This is a genomic window from Collinsella aerofaciens (assembly GCF_039062315.1).
GTDB lineage: Bacteria > Actinomycetota > Coriobacteriia > Coriobacteriales > Coriobacteriaceae > Collinsella > Collinsella aerofaciens_BG.
This window is the reverse complement of the sequence record NZ_JBCJBG010000002.1, coordinates 15,039-35,039: the sequence shown is the minus strand read 5'-3', so window position 1 is coordinate 35,039 and position 20,001 is coordinate 15,039. Positions and strand designations below refer to the sequence as shown.

Sequence of the window (20,001 nt, the reverse complement as noted above, 5' to 3'; positions counted from 1 at the left end):
GGCACTTAGGGACGTTCCCAAAGTGCCGGCACATAAGGAACGTCCCTAAGTGCCGACTACTGAATGGCGCCGCCGAAATTATTGAACAACCTGTTCAAAAACACGAATGGATACCACCGCGACTATACTAGAGCGCAGCAATAGAAAGGACCCCGCTTTGAGCATCACGCCCCTCGATAGCATTCGCCGCGCCATCGCCCGCCGCAACGGCATCTCCAACCCCGCTGCATTGAAAGACGGCGCCGCGAAGGCCCAGGGCGGCCGCATCGAGAACGGCCTCTTCCCTGCCTCCCACACGGCCGAAGAGCTCGCACGCATCCAGGAGCTGAGTCAGCGCAACGCCGGCGGACCCGATAGCAGCCAAGCCACACGTCGCCGGCGCGAACGCGATCAGGAGCCCGGCCCCGTCCGCCGCATGGTCAACGCTTGGTGGAACCGCCTGCTCGGCGCCATCTACGGCGGCGGCTTCTCCATGCAGGAAGCGGAATACGAGGAGCACGCCACCCGCCGCGACTATCTCTGGAATACCCTGGGCACCGCCGTGTGGGGCATGGCGTTTCCTCTGCTCACCATCGTGTCCACACAGCTCGTGGGCGCCGAAGAAGCAGGCAAATTCTCCATCGCCTTCGTCACCGGCACGCTCATCATGATCGCGTGCAACTACGGCGTGCGCAATTTCCAGGTCTCAGACATCGACGAAAAGACGTCCTTTGCCTCCTACCAGCTCAACCGCTGGCTTTGCGGAGCGCTCGCCCTAGGCTGCGGCCTCATGTACAGCAGCGCCCGCGGCTATGACGCGCATATGGCGACGATCGGCCTGGGCGTCTACCTCTACAAGGTGATCGACGGCGTCGCCGACGTGTACGAAGGCCGCCTGCAGCAGGCCGACAAGCTCTACTTGGCTGGCATGAGTCAAACGCTACGCTCCGTCGGCGTCATCGCGGTCTTCAGCGTGGCGCTGTTCCTCACGCGTAGCATGCCCATCGCGGCCATGGCCATGGGCATCGCCGCGATCGCCTCGCTCGTGCTGGTCACCGCGCCGCTCGCCCTGCTCGAGACCGAAAAATCGCGCCGCGTAAGCCTGCGTGAGGTCGGCCACCTGTTTGTCCAGTGCGCCCCACTCTTTGGCGCGCTATTCCTGTTCAACCTAATTGAGAGCATGCCCAAGTTTGTGATGGAAGGCAAGCTGGCATACAAATATCAGCTGTACTTTAATGCCCTGTTCTTTCCGGCGCAGGCTATTCTGTTGAGCATTGGATTTATCTATAAACCGCAGCTCCTGCGCTTGTCGAGCATTTGGGCTAATCCTCGCAAGCGTCGTCGCTTTGACCTGATTATTGTTGCCGTTATGGCGCTGATCGTGGCCATCACCGGCGTGTGCGCCGCATTTATGGCAGGTCCCGGTATTCCCCTCATGAGCTTTATGTACGGCCTCAGCTTTGAGCGCTACCGTACGCTGGCGTTGCTGATGGTCGTCGCCGGCGGCGTCACCGCGGCCATCGACTTTATCTACGCCATCATCACGGTGCTACGCCACGCTGGAGACGTCACCAAGATCTACCTGATCTGCTTCGCCGTAAGCGTGGTGCTGCCGGTGATCTTGATTAAGCTGCTGGGTCTGATGGGCGCTGTGGTGAGCTACCTAGCCATCATGGCCCTACTCCTGGTGCTACTGATAATCGAGTACGCCCACATCCGCCAGCGCATAGAACGCGACCGCAACCCATACGGCGCCTAATTAGCTGCCCGGTCACCGGAATTTGCGATGGAATCACCCCGTCTGGGGTCTCGTTGCGGACAATATTCATCACGCAAAACTAAGTGAGTAGACTTTTACCGAATCTCCGACCACACCAACAGAGCACAAGTCTGTGACCTGCGGTTTTATTGAGGCAAATATGTTGGGTGCTCGGCATTTCCAAAAAAGTCTACTCACTTAGCCAGCGGGCAGCCAAATGATTATTTAATCCCCGTCCCAGAGAAATCAATTAGCGGGCAGAAGGGCGAAAGTAGTCAAAAAAGCCCCGTCCCAAATTAGCTACCCCTTGCACCGATTATTCGCCCGGGTTGATGTTCGCGTAGAACTCCGCCCCGTCGTCCAGGCGCAGGATGCCCACGCGACCGAACTCGGAGCCGGTGGCGGCAGCGCAGTCGATGTCGATGCGATCGGGCACACCGGCGGCATCCTCGCCGCCCAGGCGCACGATCTGCCCGCGGCCCGACTCCTCATCGAGCCCCGCAAGACCACCGACCTCGCAATAACGCCCGAGCGACACCGTTGGCGTGTGACCGCTCACCACGACCGGACCCTTGCCCTCGGCAGAAAGCAGCCCGGTCGGCACATCCCAATAGCCGTGACGAATCCAGAGCAAGTCATCGGACGACTGTACGGCGAGCATTTGCTGCAGCAGCTCGCGATCGGCATCGACCGCTCCCCTGCCGTCGCCGCAATCGACACCATGCTCAAGCAAAAACGCACGCGCCGCCTCGGTCTGAATGCCGGCGTGCACCAGCAGGTACGGCCGCTCGGCAGTCTCGACCACCGCGTAGAGCGGCAGCGCGGCCATCCATCGCACGAGTTCCTCGTATGCCTCAAATTCCATGTCGTTGAGCTGCTCGCGCGTCGTCCAGCCACCGTTGATATCCCAGGTCTCGGCATCGAGCGGATCCTGGCCAATGATGGCATCGAGCATGATCTGCTCGTGATTACCCTTGAGCACGCGGGCGTTGGGCAGCGAGCGCACGAGCTTAATAACACCGACCGGATCGGGCCCGCGATCGATCATGTCGCCCAGCACGTACAGTGTGTCGTCGGACGTCAACGAGATCTTAGACAGGGCCTCGTCAAGCGCACGCACGTGCCCGTGAGCGTCAGATGTCACATAGATCGCCATGGTACGCCTCTCCTTGCATTGCGGCCGAAGCCCGGTGCCGCAACTAAAACTTCAAGTTGAACTTAAACGTTACCCATTGTACTCCGTTGCAATAAAGCTGGAAAGGGTTTCCGAGCAGAGGCAAAGACGGCAGCCGTCTATGACGATATCGCGCACGCCCGCAATCCAACCCCATAAACCCACCATCTTTGGGTACAAATAACCGCAGACAACTGACCGTGCCACGCCAACCACCCAGGAGCGGACACCATCTATGAACCAGATCCTTCTCTTTATCGGCCTCGTCATCATTTTGTGCCTGACCATCAAACCCGTCGGCAAAAAACTCCCCTTCCCCACCCTGCTCATCTTTATCGCGCTCGGCATGCTGTTGGGCGTCAACGGCCCGGCGCATATCGACTTTAGCGACTACGCGCTCACCGAAACCGTCTGCAGCACGGCGCTGCTGTTCATCATGTTCTACGGCGGCTTTAACACCAACATCGACCGCGCCAAGCCCGTCGCCGTGCCCGCGGTGCTGCTGAGCACGCTCGGCGTCGTCATCACCGCAGGCATCACCGGCGTGTTCGCCCACTTCGTGCTGGGCTTCGACTGGATCGGCGGCCTGCTGCTGGGATCAGTCGTGGCATCCACCGACGCGGCCAGCGTCTTTAGCGTTCTGCGCGAGCACAGCCTGTCGCTGAAGGGCGGCACCGACTCGCTGCTCGAGGTCGAATCGGGCTCCAACGACCCCGTCGCCTACATGCTCACCGCCGTGCTCGCCACACTCGCGGCCGGCGGCGACATCAACATTCCCGCACTGCTGGCCAAGCAGATTATCCTGGGCGCGGGCCTGGGCCTTGCCATCGGCTGGGCGGCGGGCCGTCTGATTGAACGCGCACACGCAACGGCCGAGGGCGCGCAGACCATCTTCTTGTTCGCCGTGGCGATCGTCGCCTACGCGCTACCAAGCTATCTGGGCGGCAACGGCTTTTTGGCCGTATACCTGGCCGGCATTGTGCTGGGTGCGAGCGACATCACCGGCAAGGTCGAGATGGCGCACTTCTTTGACACCCTCACCGAGATGGCCGAGATGACGATCTTCTTCTTGCTCGGCCTGCTCGTCACGCCCGCACGCCTGCCGCAGATGCTGCTGCCGGGCCTGGCGCTCATGGCGTTTATGCTCTACGTGAGCCGTCCCATCGCCGTCGGCGTGCTCCTGGCGCCCTTTAAGACGAACCCCCGCCAGGTCGCGCTCGTAAGCTGGGCGGGCCTGCGCGGAGCAGCTTCGGTCGTGTTTAGCCTCTTTGCCGTGGTGGCCGGCGTTCCCGGCGGACACGACCTATTTGACCTGGTGTTTGTGATTGCCGTGTCGAGCATTGTGGTGCAGGGCTCGCTGCTGCCAGCGGTGGCGAAGAAGCTCGATATGATCGATGCGACCGGCGACGTGCGCCGCACCTTTAACGACTATCGCGACGAAGACGGCATGTCATTTGTAAAGCTCAAGGTGGGTGCTGGCCATCCGTTTGCCGAGCGCTCGCTCGCCGATATTGGCAGCGCGACGGACATGCTCGTGGTCCTGGTGCTGCGCGACGGGGCGCACCCGGTGCTGCCCAACGGCGATACCGTGATCCAGGAAGGCGATCTGCTGGTGATGGCCGCCCCAACGTTCGAAGAGCGTGCCGAGGTTACGCTGCGCGAGGTCACCGTAACCCCCCACGGTCGCCTGGCCGGCCAGCGTCTTCGCGATGTGCCGCAGGGCAAGCACCCCTTTATCGTGGTGATGCTCAAGCGCGACGGCCAAACGATCATCCCCGACGGCAACACCCTAATATACGCCGGCGACGAAGCCGTCATCGCCACGCTCGCGTCGTAGCGGGCAGGAGGTAGCTAATTTGCGACGAAGAGATCAAGCGCCTAGAAAGCCTCATGCCTTCGCTCGCAGATTTGGATTTGCCTGAGGAGTAAAGCACCCCTCCCCCATGTAACCATCCTGTAAATCATAGCGGCGCACTCGGGTTTTGCTGTGATACGGTCGCGCCTAGCGCTCCACTGTGCTAAAGTATCCCGAACGTTCAAACGACTACGAGGGAGACTAGAAGATGGCACGTGTGCACAACTTCTCAGCTGGCCCGGCCGCGCTGCCTACAAGCGTGCTCGCCGAGATCGCCGACGAGATGATGGACTACCGCGGTTGCGGCATGTCCGTGCTCGAGATGAGCCATCGATCTAGCATGTACCAGCAGATTATCGACGACGCCGAGGCAACCCTGCGCCGTCTGCTGAGCATCCCGGACAACTACCGTGTCCTGTTTTTACAGGGCGGTGCCACGCTGCAGTTTGCGGGCATCCCCATGAACCTCATGCACCGCGGCCGCGCCGGCTACATCGTGACCGGCAACTTTGCCAACAAGGCATACAAAGAAGCCGCCAAGTACGGTGAGGCCGTGTTGCTCGCGAGCTCCGAGGACACCAACTTCGACCGCATCCCCGACATGGCCGACATCAATGCGCGCATTGCCGCCGAGGCCGCAGGCGACGGGCTCGACTACGTCTACATCTGCCAGAACAACACCATCTTTGGCACCATGTACCACGAGCTGCCCAGTTGTGGCGATGTGCCGCTGGTCGCCGATGTCTCGAGCTGCTTCCTGTCGCAGCCGCTCGACGTTGAGCGCTACGGGCTCATTTACGCCGGAGCGCAGAAAAACGCCGGCGCCGCGGGCGTGACCGTGGCCATCGTGCGCGACGACCTCATCGCAGATGGCCCCGCCTTTGCGCAGACGCCGCAGTACCTGGACCTTAAGACCCAGGCCGCCAAGGGTTCCATGCTCAACACGCCCAACACCTTTGGCATCTACGTGTGCGGCAAGGTGTTCCGTTGGGTTGAGCAGACCGGCGGACTTGCCGCCATGGCCGAGCGCAACTGGGCCAAGGCCAACCTGCTCTACGACCTGCTCGAGCACAGCGTGCTGTTCCATGGCACCACACAGGCCGACAGCCGCTCCATCGCCAACGTCACCTTCCGCACCGGCGACGCCGAACTCGACGCGGCCTTTGTCGCAGGCGCGGCAGAGCACCAGATTCAAAACGTCAAGGGCCATCGCCTGGTGGGCGGCATGCGCGCTAGCGTCTACAACGCCGTAACCATGGAAGATGTGCAGGCACTGGCCTCGTACATGAAGGACTTCGAAGCGCAGCTTAGTTTGAGCCCGCGATCTAACTAGCCCGCAACGCGCGGGCCGATCAGCCATCTCAGACCACCCTGTATAGATCAAAACCTGCTAAGGAGTTTTCCATGCGCAAGATTAAAACCATCGATGACATTACCAAGGACGGCAAGGTCGAGTTTGGTGAGGGCTACGAGTTTGTGAGCACCGCCGAAGAGGCCGACGCCATTCTGATGCGCTCGACCGACCTGCACGGCTACGAGCTGCCCGAGGGCATCCGCGCCATCGCCCGCTGCGGCGCCGGCGTCAACAACATCCCCGTCGAGGAGTACGCCAAGAAGGGCGTCGTCGTCTTTAACTCCCCCGGCGCCAACAGCAACGCCGTTAAGGAGCTCGTCCTAGGCATGCTGGTGCTCTCGAGCCGCGGCGTGGTGCAATCAATGAACTGGGTGCGTGACAACGCCGACGACCCCGAGATTCAGGTCGATGCCGAAAAGGCCAAGAAGGCCTTTGTGGGCCGCGAGCTCAAGGGCAAGCGCATCGGTGTCATCGGCCTGGGCAACGTGGGCTCCAAGGTCGCCAACGCCTGCGTCGATCTGGGCATGGACGTTTACGGCTACGACCCGTTCATTTCCGTCGAGCACGCGTGGGTGCTGAGCCGCGAGGTGCAGCGCGTGGGCACGCTCGAGGATCTCTGCCGCGGCTGCGACTACCTCACCGTGCACGTGCCCAGCAAGGCCGACACCATCGGCATGATCAGCACCGAACAGATTAACCTGCTGGCACCGGACGCCGTGCTCATCAACTACGCGCGCGAAACCATCATTGACGAGGACGCCGTCGACGCCGCCCTGCGCGAGGGCAAGCTCAGCTGGTTTAGCTGCGACTTCGCCACGCCCAAGACGGTCAAGATGCCCAATACGTTTATCACCACGCACTCGGGCGCCGGCACCGGCGAGGCCGAGGCCAACTGCGCCGACATGGCCATCAGCGAGCTCAAGGATTACCTGGAGAACGGCAACATCGCACACAGCGTCAACTACCCCGCCTGCAGCATGGGCAAGGCGCGCGCTGCAAGCCGCATTGCCTGCCTGCATGCCAACGTGCCCAACATGATCGGCCAGATCACGGCCATCCTGGCCAAGGACAACGCCAACGTGCAGCGTATGACCAACGAGTCCGCCGGCGAGAACGCCTACACCATGTTCGACACCGACGAACACCTAGACAGCAGCACCATCGAGGCGCTCAAGCAGATTCCGTCGATGTATCGCGTGCGCGTGATCAAGTAGCGCCGACTGACCTGACGGGCAGTTCCCCATGTGGCCTGCCCGTCGCTGACATTGAATGCCCGCGGGGGCGCCTTTCGCACGAGAGGCGCCCCCATTTTTGTGAGCGCTCCATTAAATGCACTGAGCCGCTTCTTGGCATACAATCTGTATGTTGACCTAACTATCTGTGAGGTGCCTATGGTTGATACAGATTTTGCTTGGCGGCTTACGCAAGGGCTCGTGCGGATCGACAGTTCAGACCCGGGTGCGTATGAGGACGAGATTGAGCGCTATATCAAAGCGTTGGTTGAGGAACGGTTGGCGCAGCTGAGCTATCCGGTACTCGATGCCGTGCAGATTGCAGAGCACGAAGTACTCCCCGGACGCCGCAATCTAATGGTCACCGTGCCGGGCCAAAGCGACGAGCCACGGCTCGTCTACATCTGCCATTTGGATACCGTCACCTTGGGCGATGGCTGGGACGCGGACATTCCGCCGCTCGGAGCGATCGTGCGCAACGATAAACTCTACGGCCGTGGTGCCTGCGATATGAAGGGTGGCCTGGCCTGCGCCATTGCCGCACTGGTCCATACGCTCGAGCGCGTGGCGGCAGAAGGCGAGCTGCCCCACCGCGGCTTTTCACTCATCTGCTCGGTCGACGAGGAAGACTTTATGCGTGGTTCAGAGGCAGCTATCGATGCCGGCTGGGTCGGCTCGCGTGAATGGGTGCTGGACACCGAGCCCACCGACGGACAGATCCAGGTAGCGCACAAGGGGCGTACGTGGTTCGAAATTGAAATGACTGGCGTGACGGCGCATGCGAGCCAGCCCTGGAAGGGCGCGGATGCCGTCGCCGCCATAGCCGAGGTCGTGTGTTCGCTCCGTCGCGCGTTTATGGCGCTGCCCGCGCACGATGAGCTGGGGCCTTCGACCATCACGTTTGGCCAAATCGAGGGCGGATATCGCCCCTATGTCGTGCCCGACCGCGCCAAAGTCTGGGTCGACATGCGTCTGACCCCGCCGACCGATACGGCCGCCGCGACGCGCATGGTAGAGCAGGCCATCGCCGTCGCCGAAGCCGCCGTTCCCGGTTGCCATGGCAGCTACACCGTGACGGGCGACCGCCCCGCCATCGAGCGCGACCCGAACTCTCCCCTTCTAGCAGCGCTCATGCGTGCCGCCGATGACGTGACGGACGTGGACACGACCGTCGGCTTCTTTACCGGCTACACCGACACCGCCGTCATTGCCGGCAAGACAGGTAACCGCAATTGCATGAGCTACGGTCCCGGGTCGCTCGCGCTCGCGCACAAGCCCAACGAATATGTGCCCCACGCCGATATCGTTCGTTGTCAGCAGGTGCTAATCGCGCTCGCCGATAACGTGCTCTGGGACGCGAGCGGCCAAGTTGGGGCATAATAAGCCGCGAACAAACCGACTCGTGCGTTAGGACCGCCCATGAAAGCACTTCCGTTTCCCTGCATCCGCCCGGCTCAGGACCGCGTGCTCGAGGCGCTGCCTGCAATGGGCAGCATCCTGAGCGGCAACGATGCTCTGCGCGGAGCCATTGCCGATGGTCTGATGCTCAAGGACCCGGGTGCGGCGTATTACGTGTACGAATGCTCGGGCGAGCCGGGACGTGTGACGGGTGTCGTGGCGATCTGCCCGACGAGTGTACTTGCGGGCGGCAAGGGCGATGCCAGCGCCGACGTGGCCGCCGCTACGCACGCGATCGCCGAACTCAAAGTTCAGCCGCGCCCCGTGTCGCTCGCCTACGAGGCGTCGCCCGTCATGGACATCATCCTGGGCGCTGCCAAAGAGGGCGCCTCGCTCTACGCCGTCACCGACCCCGCGGGCATTACGCACCGCGTGTGGGAGGTCAAGCGCGAGGACGCCGTCGGCGCCATCCGTGCCATGCTCGACCAGGCGCCGGAGCCGGCACTGGCCGACGACCCTGCCTACGCTGCCGCACTAGTCGAGGCATCACAGCTCCTGGCCGACGATGCCCATGCTGCCGGCACCTACACGGGCAAAGAGCCGTTCAACTTTGCTGTAGCCGCACTGTTCCCCGCCGCGCAGATCGCCGGCGCCGCGCCGCAGGTTCCGACGGGTCTGCTCACGCACCAAGTCGCGCGGTTCTAGCAAGACCAGACCACGCAGCACAAAAATCGGCAGCTCAACAAACAGGGGGCGGAGATGCAGCAGGTACATGTATCTCCGCCCCTTTTGCGTCGAGAAGTTATGCCGGCGACCCGAGCCGCCACGCTCGCGTTATCCGCGCTGCGGACCTGCAGTAGCCACAAGCGGTTCAAGGCCCAGCTCGCGTGCGTAATCCTCCTGCGTAAAAATCTCAATCAGCTCAAACGTGTCGGATTCGTCGTCAAACGCAAAGTGCAGCACCGAGCAGTTGCCCGGCACACGGTCGCGCTCGTCTGCCGCCGCGCCCTTCACGTGATCCATAAACTCCTTGATAGCCGAGCCATGACTTACCGCGAGCACGCACGCATGGTCCGGACGCTGCATAAGCTCGGTCAGCGTCGCCACCATGCGCTCGCGCACCTGCATCTGGCCCTCGCCGCCAAACTGACGATAGAAATCGCGCCACGGGCGCTCGGGCATAAGCATCACGCGCTCGGCCTCAAAGTCGCCAAAGAACCACTCGCGCAGTCCGTCCAGACGCTCGTACGCCAAGCCCGGCCACAGGTTGGCGATAGTCTGCTCGGTGCGATGAAGTGTGGAGGTGTAGGCATGATCGGGCTCAATGCCGCGCGCACGCAAAAACATGCCGGCACGCGCCGCCTGGTCGCATCCCAACTGCGTAAGCGGCGAGTCACTCCAGCCCTGAATAATACGCTTAAGGTTGAATATCGTCTGTCCATGACGGACCAGATACAGATCTTTATTCATAGGGGTCCTTTCGTTCGTTACCAACCCAAGAGCGAAAACGCCCCGTCGCAATAGCCAAAATGAAGCACGGCACCGTTGTCGGGTAGTTCTCCCTCGCCAGTCACATACTCAAGAAACTCCTGGCAGGCTGAGCCGTGGGAAACCGCCAGCACGCAGTCGTGCTGCGGCCTGGCCATGATGCGGGACAGCGCCGCGACCATGCGCGACTGAAGCTGCACTTCCGACTCGCCGCCAAAGGCCACCGGATAATCGCCCCAGGGCTGCGGCGGCATCTCGCGATTTGATGTACCCTCCAGCGAGCCCAAATGCCACTCGCGCAGGTCATCGACCAGCTCTATCGAGCGGCCCTCACCAGCAATTAGCTCAGCCGTACGCCGCGCCCGGCCCAACGGGGAGGAATACACATGGTCAAAGGCCACGCCGCACGCCTCAAACGCCGCGCGCGTCGCCAGCGCCTGCTGACGCCCGCGCGCCGTAAGCGGCGAATCGTGCCAGCCCTGCAAAATGCTCTGCACATTGAGCTCAGTCTGCCCATGCCGCACCAAATACAGATCGGCCACATGCCCTCCCCTCGTACCACCACAAAGGGGACAGGAGTCTTTGTGGTGATTTTGCCGCCGGATTGCGCCGCAACGACGCACAACTACAGCAGCACGTCGGCAAGCGGACGCTTGGGTACGTGGTGCACCCGCGCCTCGTCGCGCCAATAATTGATGGAGCCGTCGGGGTTGGAATCGATCGCATCGATCACCTGTGTCTCGGCCGGAACGCCAAACGCCATGATCAGCTTGAGCTCATATTTGTCGTTATCGAGCCCCATGGCATCGATCGCGTGGGGCGTAAAGGCCTTGAACATGCAGGCTGCCACCTCGGGCGTGGCGCTGCGGGCGGCGAGCATCATCGTCTGCGCGGCAATGCCCGTGTCGACATCGGTAATGGGAGCGGCGGGCTTGCCCGGAACGGCGCGCTCAGCAAGAATCGCGATGTAGCCGGTCGGGCGCTCACCCTCGGCAGGACCCGGCCAGTCCTTAAGTGCGCCGGCCCATGCGAGCTCGTCAAATACACGCGCGCAGTCCTCTGCACCGCTTACCACATGAAAACGCAGACGCTGAGCATTGGCACCACAGGGAGCCAGGTGCGCAAGTTCCGCCAGCTCGAGCAAAAACTCGCGCGGCACTCGCATAGACTCGTCAAAGCGACGGCACGTGCGGGCGCGGCGAACCAACGCATCAAACGCGTCCAAGCCGAGCTTTTCGCAACCCTGCTTTGCCATCGATTCGACACTCGACGGTGCCTCGGGAACTGCTTCGTTCATAGGGACCCCCAATACAAGCCAATTGTCCTTAGGAAAATCTAACCTAAAACGTAGGCAATAACGAACAGGGCTGCAATGTTCTACACCTGTTGAATAGAAAATCGCGACGTGGGGAACAACGGAAACAATTCGGGACCTTTGGGTTACGTTTCGCCCTCCCCGACCCATACGCCAGCGCCTTTAAGCGATACTGGTTGTAACGATCAAGGCTTACGCCGCACGGAAAGGAGACATTATGGGCATCTTTAAGAACGATGACCAAAAATCGAGCCAGTTTGGATTTGACGAGAAAAGCATGGCGGGCAAAGCCGTCAAGGCCGTACGCTGGATCTACGCCATCACGGGCGTCTTAGCACTCATTGCTGGTATCGCGCTGCTTTTTGCACCCGCCAAGTCCCTCGTCTTTTTGACGACCGTCCTGGGTTTTTACTTTGTAATCACTGCTGCCATCAGGCTGTTCACTGCCATTTTTGAGCCGCTGCTGCCCACCGGCTGGCGCGTGACGAGCATCATCTCCAACCTACTCATTATTCTGGGCGGCGTCATAATCCTGCGCAACCAGGCCTTCTCGACCGCGACGCTCACCACGATGGTGGTTATCGTGGCCGGCTTTGGCTGGATTGTCGAAGGTGTCATGTCCATTCTGGAGTCCGAGCTTTCGTCCAACCGTGCCCTCGCCATCCTGAGCGGCGCACTCTCCATCATCGCCGGCATGTTCGTGTTTATTTATCCGCTGTGGTCGGCCAAGATGCTCGTCATCTTTAGCGGCGCCGCGCTGCTGGTGTTTGGCGTAACGCTGATTGTTCGCGCTATTCAATTTGGCAAACTGGTGCACTAGATGCCGCGAACGCTCTTTATTGATGCCGACGCCTGCCCGGTCACGCGCGAGTCGATTGACTGCGCGCGGCGGGCGGGCGTCGCCGTTGTTATCGCCGGCAACAGCACGCAAAACTTGGAACGGCACATTCGCCGCGACGACCCGCGCGATGCCGAGCACGCGCGACGCGGCTTTTGGGTCACGACGCTCGATGTGAGCGTGGGCGCCGACAGCGCCGACTTTGCCATTGTCGAACGCCTGCAGGCGGGCGACGTAGTCGTGACGCAGGACATTGGCTTGGCGAGCATGGTGCTCGGCCGCGATGCCGCCGCAATCGGTGTGCGCGGGCGCGTCTACGACAAGGCGACCATCGACATGCAACTGTTTATTCGCCACGAGGAAAAGAAGGTGCGCCGCGCCGGCGGACGCACTCGCGGACCGGCGGCATTTACCAGCGAAGACCGCGCTCGCTTTAAGCGCAACCTCACCGAGCTGCTGCGCTAACCAAGGTAGATTTTTGGGACATGTCCGGAAATCTGCTTTTTTGCTTTGGGCGGTGTGAGCGCTCAAAATCCATGGCTCAACAAAAAAGGGGCTTCAAAATGCCATGCGTCGCCGCATTGTGCAGGCGCCGAGCATGGCTATTTTGAAGCCCGTTTTGTTAGGCCCACTTAGAGGCCGAAGGCGGATAGGATGAGACCCCAGCCGGCACCGATGACGTACATCATGATCAGGAACAGGACGTTTTCGCGGGCGCTGCGGTTGGTGCGGAACAGCACCAGATAGCCCACACCGGCAGAGATGAGCGTGCCGGCGAGCATCGGGGCCAGCTGCAGCGCGCCTTCCAGGTACAGTTGTGTGATGACGACGCTGGCCGAGCAGTTGGGGATCAGCCCAACAAGCGCCGAGCCCAGGACCGCAAGCGTCTCGTTGCCGCGCAGGAACTGCTCGATTGCGGACTCGCCGAAGGTCTCGAGTACGGCGACTAGGACCAGCGTCACCAGGAAAATAAAAATCGATACCTGCACGGTGTGCGAGATCGCGCTGCGGATAATCGACAGGACGGGCGCACCTTCGTGTGAGTGGGGGTGACCGTGGCCATGATGGTGTTCATGATCGCCCTCATGACCGTGATCGTGGCCATGTCCGTGTCCGTGTTCGTGCTCGTCCTCGTCTTCATCACAACCGCAATGGTCGCGCTCGCACAGCTCGTGGATGTGGTCGGCGCTCACGCCCGCCTCGGCCACCTCGTCGATGATGTCACCGCCAGTGTGGTCGTCGTGCGCGCAGTTCACGTGGGCCGGGTTGGCCGCGGTTCCCAGCACGGTACGGCGAATCGCCGCATGCGCGCGAGCGTTACGACGCAGGCCGCGAATGGCGGCGTCCACGATAAAGCCCGTGACCAGTGCGATCAGTGCCTTCGAAGCCAAAAGCATCGCCATAGTCTGCACGGGCACCTGCTCTGCGAGCAACAGCGGCAGCATCTCATCGGAGGTCGAAAGGAACACCGCCACCAACGTGCCCAAGGTCACGACGCGACCGGCATACAGCGTGGCCGCCATGGCCGAAAAGCCGCACTGCGGCACCATGCCCAGCAACGAGCCAACCGCGGGGCCCGCGGCACCGGCACGCTTGATGGCGCCGTTAACGCTGTCGCCCGCAACGTGCTCCAAGGTCTCGAGGGCCAGATACGTCACCAACAAAAACGGCACCAGCGACAGCGTGTCCTTGCCAGCGTCGAGCAAAATATCAATCAGCAAATCCATGAAGGATGGAACCTTTCGTGTCTTTCGGCAGCATTGTAAAAGTCCTAGCGGTCAACTAGGGTATTGTAGTTGTCCTAGGCGCGATGCCAATAGTTGCCCATGGCAAACTATCATCTCGCCATAACTCAATGCCACCGAGCCGCGCGACGCGGCCCGTCCAAGGAGCAGTCTATGAACGTTTCACAAGCACTCGAATACGAGCGCCAGCCGTTTATTCCCATGTTTATCTATGGCGATCACGGCGCCATGGAATCCGAACGTCAGAAAGGCGAAGAGGCCCTCAAGGTGCTCGAGACCGAGTACTTTACCGCCGAGGGCGACCCCGGCTTCGACTTTGCCACCGTGCGCGACCTTGCCGATCGCAACCGCGACCTGTGCGACCAGATTGGCGAGGCGCGCCTGCGCAACGTGACGCCCGCGACGCTTTCGCGCGGCCTGTCCGACGCCGACACCTGCGCCGCCATCGGCAAGATGCAAAAGCGCACTGCCGCGTCCGTCATGCGCGAGATCCGCGGCGACCGCGACGCGCTCGGCGTCGCCTACGCTCGCAAGCCCATCCAAGGCACGGTGCTGGGCATCGACATCGAGACCACCGGTCGCGCGCCCGAGCGCGGCTACATCATCAACGTGGGCTGGGAAATCATGGAGCTCACCAGCGACGCCGTGCCGCATGACGCCGAGGCACACTACTGCGGCCTGCCCGACATCTATCGCGGCGAGGACGTGCCGCTGTCGAATATCCACCACATCACCTGGGACGACATCGACGGCAAAACGCCCTTCCGCGAGAACAAGGAACTGCAGAAGCAGCTGCTCAAGCTTATGAAGAAGTACCCGTACATGGCGCATAACGCCGCGTTCGAGGACAGCTGGTTCAAAATTCATCTGGACGGTTACGCCGAGGCACGCCGCGCCGGCAAGATCATCGTCATCGACTCGCGCCAGATCTGCCGCAGCCTGGATGCCGACGTCCGCTCGCTCCCCCGCGAATCCGCCCCCGCCGCGCTCGAGAACTGGGCGCGCCGCCGTGGAACCCTCGCCGCCGACGCCAACGAGCAGCATCTGGGCCTGGACGACACCGACCTCATGCTCCGCACCGTCCAAGCCGAGTTCAACCTCAAGAACCTATTCGCCAAGTAGAAACGCCTGCGACAAACCCCGGCGTAGATCACGAGCGGCCTCGCAGCGGGAACCCCCCCCCGCAGCGAGGCCGCCCTACGTTCCACAAATAAATCTGCCATCACAAATTCTGAACCCTCATTTTGAACGATTTCGGCCAATTCCCGACACGTAATTCGTTATCGGATGGTGATGCATCACTATCAAATGTGCGGCAGTTGAGTAGTTATATGCTATAGCTAAGCTGCGAAAACTTTTATCTAGGGCATACCAACTCATAATTGCGTCAAGTTTTTGGACAGCATTTGGTTAGACCTCTAAAACGACTTTTTCACTCAGCGCCATCAACACGGCATTAGCTGACACGATATATACCATGAGTATCGTATTGTCACATACCACTGCAAAAGCGGTCTACCAGGCCGCGCATTCGGTGTCTGCGAAAGGCATCGAGTCCTGTAACCCTGCCGCGATTTACGGATCATGTCCCACCGGAACGCTCCTTGACGCAGCCGCAGAATGGCTCACCAAACATGATGTTTCCCTCGACGCAAATGATTCCCTCGAGGTGATGGTGTTTCATCGCAGGAATGCGCGCTATGCAGTGAACTGTCAATGCCACGTTTCTTCAAAACGATTCTCGAACTCACGCTTTATAGAGCTTGAAGATGGCATCTTCATTGTTAGCGTTGAGCTTTGCGCACTTCAGGCCGCCACCTATCTCCCTTTTCGCGAACTGGTGGAGTACTACTTTGAATTGTGCAGCGCTTACTCCCTTGGAACCGGCTCTTCCACCTCTTATAGCGAGCGTTTCGCGCTCACCTCGACCGAGAGGTTAAAGCAGTTCTTTAATTCCATTACCAGATGCGACGGTCTGGCCCTTGCCCGAAAGGCGATCCAATGTGTGCGCGACGGATGCCGGTCTCCCATGGAAACGGCCTTTGTCATGATGCTAACGCTGCCCAAAAGCGAAGGAGGGCTTGGTATTAAGGGAATTGAGACCGATTACGAGGTGCAGGTCACCGCCGCCGCAAAGAATCTCACGAGACGCAAGAAGTTCTTTATGGATGCGTATCTAAAGAAATCTCGCACAGACATTGAATACAACGGTTTTTATCATGACGCGGAAGAAGACCGCGCCATCGATGAGGAACGCAAGAATGCGCTTGCGTCCATGGGATACGGAATCATCACCGTCAGCCGTTATTCCTTTATGCATGCCAGCGCTTTCGTTAGGGTCATGGAAGCGATCCAACGGAAAGAGGGCATACGCCCCTCGCGTCTGCCAAAAGACTTTCAAATCATGCAAGAGGACCTGAGACAGTTTGTGCTCAGAAGGTTTATAGAAGAGAAAAAGCGAATTCAGAAGCAGCTTCGCCAGGATTCCGAAGAGCGCCAACGAATCGACCTCGAAAAAGCAACACTCGAAGGCATCACGCTGGATGACCCGACAATTAATGAAGTTCCGGCAATCGATGACATGCAGACTGTCGAATCCGACAGCCCATCATTTGCCCAAACAAGCAGCCTCGCGCCCGAGGGCAGGGTCTTCGGGGCCGGAGACTAGGCCGGCTAACAAGGTAGGTACCCTAGCGACGTGCAAAATTGCGAATATTCAGCAGGGTCGGCCCTCCAACACCCACAAGTTAATCCAAATGAGAAACAAAAACGCTATCGAAGGGGAACGTTAGGCAACATTTGAGGAAGATCTTGTCTGTTTACCGCCCTTGGATAACTCTTGAGCGGCTTTATTTGGCCGGGAATAGATAAACAGACCCCCAATAATTGCAGAATACTCCAATTTTTGCACGGCGCGGGGGCACCCACCTCGGCATCGACTATCAAAACCGCTCAGTCCGGGGTCTCGTCCACTATTCCCCATCATTTTGTCCGATGAATTACTTAAACGTTATTGACATATGAACATGCGCTCATATAATCGGAAGCAAGTTTTATGAGCGCATGTTCATATGAAAGGATATTGCAATGAGCATCCGCGTTGATGAAATGAAACCCGACACCGAGGCCACCGAGCCCGCGATCCCCACCACCTGCTCGCCCGAGGACCTTCCCGACGAGGAGCTTCTCTACGACCTCGCCGACCTGTTCAAGGTCTTCAGCGACACCACGCGCATCAAGATCCTCTATGCCCTCATGGGCCGCGAGCTCTGCGTGGCAGACATCGCCGAAGCGACCGAAACCTCGCAGTCCGCGGTGTCGCACCAGCTGCGCACACTCAAGCAGTCGCACCTGGTTAAATTCCGGCGCGACGGGCGCAATATCCTCTACTCGCTCGCCGACGACCACGTCTACACCATGCTCAACCAGGGCATGAGCCACATCTGCGAATAGCGACCAACCACGGTACCAGCGCGGCCTGCACCCAAGCCGCAAATACAGAGAAAGGAACCCACCATGAAAAAGCAGTTTAAACTCGACGAGATCGACTGTGCCAACTGCGCGCGTGAGCTTCAGGACGAGCTGGCCAAGCTCGAGGGCGTCAAATCCGTGTCCGTCAACTTTATGACCCAGAAGTTGACGCTCGAAGCCGATGACGCCGAGTTCGACGAGGTACTCAACCGCGTTGTAGAGTTTACGGCCGACGCCGAACCGGACTGCGAGATCATTCTCTAGCCCGGGTTTACGCCAACCTGCAAGGCCGCGCTTGCCGCGGCCTTTGCTCGCGAAATTATATGAGCGAGTGTTCATTCATTCAAATGGGAGGATACGAGTCATGACCACCGCCGATCCCAAAAAGAAAAAGAAGAAGCGTAAGAAGAAAGAGTCCCTTGAGCATAAGCGCAATCGTATCCTGGTAGCGCTAGGCATTTTTGCGGTGGTGTACGCCCTCGACGAGCTCGGTACCCTTACCGCCGCATTCGGCACCCCGGGCGACATCTACGCCAGCTTCGCACTGTTCCTCGTGCCGTTTTTGATTGCCGGCTACGACGTGCTCCAAAAGGCATGCAACAACATCCGCCGCGGCAAGGCGTTCGACGAGAGCTTCCTCATGGCCGCCGCGACCATCGGCGCGTTTGCCATGGTGCTCTTCCCCGATACCGACCCGCACATGGCCGAAGGCGCCGCCGTCATGCTGTTCTACCAGGTCGGCGAGCTGTTCCAGGCATACGCCGTGGGCAAGAGCCGTAAATCGATCAGCGCCATGATGGACATCGCACCCGACTACGCCAACGTCGAGCAACCCGACGGCTCACTCGAACAGGTCTTCCCCGATGACATCGCGGTCGGCACCGTGATCGTGGTCAAGCCCGGCGAGCGCGTGCCTATCGACGGCGTCATCGTCGAGGGCGAAACCCAGCTCGACACCGCCGCCCTTACCGGTGAGTCGGTCCCCCGCCCGGCCAAAACCGGAGACGATATCATCAGCGGCTGCATCAACATGACGGGGCTCATCCACGTGCGCACCACCAAGCCATTTGGCGAATCCACCGTCGCGCGCGTCCTGGAGCTCGTAGAAAACGCCAGCGAAAAGAAGGCGCGCACCGAGAACTTCATCACGCGCTTTGCCCGCATCTACACGCCCGCCGTCACCGGCGCTGCCGCGGTGCTCGCGCTCGGCGGCGGCTTGGTCACCGGCGCCTGGTCCGACTGGATCCTGCGCGGCCTGACCTTCCTGGTCGTCAGCTGCCCGTGCGCGCTCGTGATTAGCGTCCCGCTCAGCTTCTTTGGCGGCATTGGCGGCGCATCCAAGCTGGGCGTCCTCATCAAGGGCTCCAACTACCTCGAGACGCTCGCCGATGTGGACACCGTCGTCTTTGACAAGACCGGCACGCTCACCAACGGCACGTTTTCGGTCGTGGCGGTACACCCCGAAGCCGGCTATACCGAGCAGTCGTTGCTCGAGGTCGCCGCCCTTGCCGAGTCGTTCTCCGACCATCCCATCGCGCAGTCCGTGCGTGTCGCCTACCAGGGCGAGGTCGACCCCAAGCGCGTTAGCGACTCCGCCAACGACGCGGGCCACGGCGTGACGGCAACCATCGACGGCAAGCACGTCGTCGTTGGCAACGCAAAGATGCTCGCCGCGGCCGGAGTCGAAGCGCCCGATTGCGAGGTCGTCGGCACCATCCTCCACGTGCTAGTCGATGGCATCTATGCCGGCCACATTGTAATTGCCGACACCATAAAGGCCGATGCCGAGCAGACGATTCGCGACCTGCACGCCGCCGGCGTCAAGCGCACCGTCATGCTCACGGGCGACCGCGAAGAAGTGGCGGCTGCGGTGGCCAAGCAGCTCGGTCTCGATGAGTTCCATGCGCAACTGCTGCCGGGCGACAAGGTCGAGCGCGTCGAGGCATTGCTCGCGGGCGAAAGCGGCAAGGGCAAGCTCGCTTTTGTCGGCGACGGTATCAACGACGCACCCGTGCTTACCCGCGCAGACGTTGGCATCGCCATGGGCGCTATGGGCTCGGACGCCGCAATTGAGGCGGCGGACGTCGTGCTCATGGATGACAAGCCGTCCAACATCTCCCGCGCGATCCGCGTGGCGCGCAAGACCATGTCGATTGTTTGGCAGAACATCATCTTTGCGCTGGGCATTAAGCTGCTGATTTTGGTGCTGGCAGCGCTCGGCATCGCCAACATGTGGCTTGCTGTGTTCGGCGATGTGGGTGTGGCGATCATCGCCATCCTGAACGCCATGCGCGCGATGGGTGTCAAGAACTTGTAGCATACGTGGCTGTCCGGCCGGGGCCGGGCTTGGTTTTGAAAACGTCCTCGCGCATGAGGCCCGTCTTTCCTGCTCC

At 60.6% G+C, this 20,001-nt stretch carries 18 protein-coding genes; 13 read left to right on the top strand and 5 right to left on the bottom strand.

The features are described from left to right. The first annotated feature begins 157 nt into the window (after positions 1 to 157). Entirely contained in the window at positions 158 to 1,738 is a 1,581-nt protein-coding gene (locus ABCP74_RS01315) for a lipopolysaccharide biosynthesis protein (RefSeq protein WP_334199549.1), read from the top strand. Positions 1,739 to 2,054: 316 nt separating this feature from the next. On the opposite strand, the gene ABCP74_RS01310 is transcribed toward ABCP74_RS01315, so the two are convergent. Then, positions 2,055 to 2,894, bottom strand: coding sequence for a metallophosphoesterase family protein (locus ABCP74_RS01310; RefSeq protein WP_343000602.1), 840 nt, complete (start codon positions 2,892 to 2,894; stop codon positions 2,055 to 2,057). A gap of 253 nt (positions 2,895 to 3,147) precedes the next feature. Here ABCP74_RS01310 and ABCP74_RS01305 point away from each other — a divergent pair, with 253 nt between their 5' ends. The 5 genes from ABCP74_RS01305 to ABCP74_RS01285 all read left to right on the top strand — a co-directional run bounded on the left by ABCP74_RS01305 (position 3,148) and on the right by ABCP74_RS01285 (position 9,456). Beyond that, positions 3,148 to 4,749: a potassium/proton antiporter gene (locus ABCP74_RS01305; protein WP_117770200.1), complete on the top strand. Its 1,602-nt coding sequence runs from the start codon at positions 3,148 to 3,150 to the stop codon at positions 4,747 to 4,749. Positions 4,750 to 4,975: 226 nt separating this feature from the next. Continuing rightward, entirely contained in the window at positions 4,976 to 6,100 is a 1,125-nt protein-coding gene (gene serC, locus ABCP74_RS01300) for a 3-phosphoserine/phosphohydroxythreonine transaminase (RefSeq protein WP_117770199.1), read from the top strand. Between the two features lie 71 nt (positions 6,101 to 6,171). Next, a complete protein-coding gene (locus ABCP74_RS01295; protein WP_006235446.1) occupies positions 6,172 to 7,335 on the top strand; it encodes a phosphoglycerate dehydrogenase in 1,164 nt (387 codons plus the stop codon). Between the two features lie 177 nt (positions 7,336 to 7,512). Further along, positions 7,513 to 8,733: a M20 family metallopeptidase gene (locus tag ABCP74_RS01290; RefSeq protein WP_117770198.1), complete on the top strand. Its 1,221-nt coding sequence runs from the start codon at positions 7,513 to 7,515 to the stop codon at positions 8,731 to 8,733. A 39-nt stretch (positions 8,734 to 8,772) separates the two neighbouring features. Next, positions 8,773 to 9,456: a DUF1015 family protein gene (locus ABCP74_RS01285; protein ID WP_343000603.1), complete on the top strand. Its 684-nt coding sequence runs from the start codon at positions 8,773 to 8,775 to the stop codon at positions 9,454 to 9,456. A 129-nt stretch (positions 9,457 to 9,585) separates the two neighbouring features. On the opposite strand, the gene ABCP74_RS01280 is transcribed toward ABCP74_RS01285, so the two are convergent. The 3 genes from ABCP74_RS01280 to ABCP74_RS01270 all read right to left on the bottom strand — a co-directional run bounded on the left by ABCP74_RS01280 (position 9,586) and on the right by ABCP74_RS01270 (position 11,536). Then, on the bottom strand, positions 9,586 to 10,221 hold the full coding sequence (locus tag ABCP74_RS01280) for a histidine phosphatase family protein (RefSeq protein WP_117770196.1): 636 nt from the start codon (positions 10,219 to 10,221) through the stop codon (positions 9,586 to 9,588). A gap of 17 nt (positions 10,222 to 10,238) precedes the next feature. Beyond that, on the bottom strand, positions 10,239 to 10,781 hold the full coding sequence (locus ABCP74_RS01275) for a histidine phosphatase family protein (RefSeq protein WP_117770195.1): 543 nt from the start codon (positions 10,779 to 10,781) through the stop codon (positions 10,239 to 10,241). Positions 10,782 to 10,864: 83 nt separating this feature from the next. Continuing rightward, positions 10,865 to 11,536, bottom strand: a complete 672-nt coding sequence (locus tag ABCP74_RS01270) for a nitroreductase family protein (protein ID WP_343000604.1) — start codon at positions 11,534 to 11,536, stop codon at positions 10,865 to 10,867. Positions 11,537 to 11,771: 235 nt separating this feature from the next. Between ABCP74_RS01270 and ABCP74_RS01265 the strand changes: the two genes are divergently transcribed. Then, on the top strand, positions 11,772 to 12,374 hold the full coding sequence (locus ABCP74_RS01265; RefSeq protein WP_117797862.1) for an HdeD family acid-resistance protein: 603 nt from the start codon (positions 11,772 to 11,774) through the stop codon (positions 12,372 to 12,374). Beyond that, complete coding sequence (locus ABCP74_RS01260; RefSeq protein WP_006235439.1) at positions 12,375 to 12,857, top strand: YaiI/YqxD family protein; 483 nt, start codon at positions 12,375 to 12,377, stop codon at positions 12,855 to 12,857. Between the two features lie 167 nt (positions 12,858 to 13,024). Here ABCP74_RS01260 and ABCP74_RS01255 read toward each other — a convergent pair whose 3' ends face one another. Beyond that, a complete protein-coding gene (locus ABCP74_RS01255) occupies positions 13,025 to 14,119 on the bottom strand; it encodes a putative manganese transporter (protein WP_343000605.1) in 1,095 nt (364 codons plus the stop codon). 171 nt (positions 14,120 to 14,290) lie between these two features. Between ABCP74_RS01255 and ABCP74_RS01250 the strand changes: the two genes are divergently transcribed. From ABCP74_RS01250 to ABCP74_RS01230, 5 genes are all read left to right on the top strand, one after another. Next, on the top strand, positions 14,291 to 15,259 hold the full coding sequence (locus tag ABCP74_RS01250; protein WP_118935060.1) for a 3'-5' exonuclease: 969 nt from the start codon (positions 14,291 to 14,293) through the stop codon (positions 15,257 to 15,259). A 355-nt stretch (positions 15,260 to 15,614) separates the two neighbouring features. Continuing rightward, entirely contained in the window at positions 15,615 to 16,805 is a 1,191-nt protein-coding gene (locus ABCP74_RS01245; protein WP_343000606.1) for a hypothetical protein, read from the top strand. Between the two features lie 440 nt (positions 16,806 to 17,245). Next, complete coding sequence (locus tag ABCP74_RS01240; protein WP_050766151.1) at positions 17,246 to 17,590, top strand: ArsR/SmtB family transcription factor; 345 nt, start codon at positions 17,246 to 17,248, stop codon at positions 17,588 to 17,590. 63 nt (positions 17,591 to 17,653) lie between these two features. Beyond that, the gene (locus tag ABCP74_RS01235) at positions 17,654 to 17,872 is read left to right on the top strand and encodes a cation transporter (protein WP_035137286.1); all 219 of its coding nucleotides are present in this window, start codon (positions 17,654 to 17,656) and stop codon (positions 17,870 to 17,872) included. Positions 17,873 to 17,972: 100 nt separating this feature from the next. Beyond that, positions 17,973 to 19,925, top strand: coding sequence for a heavy metal translocating P-type ATPase (locus ABCP74_RS01230; RefSeq protein WP_343000607.1), 1,953 nt, complete (start codon positions 17,973 to 17,975; stop codon positions 19,923 to 19,925). Positions 19,926 to 20,001: the final 76 nt, after the last annotated feature.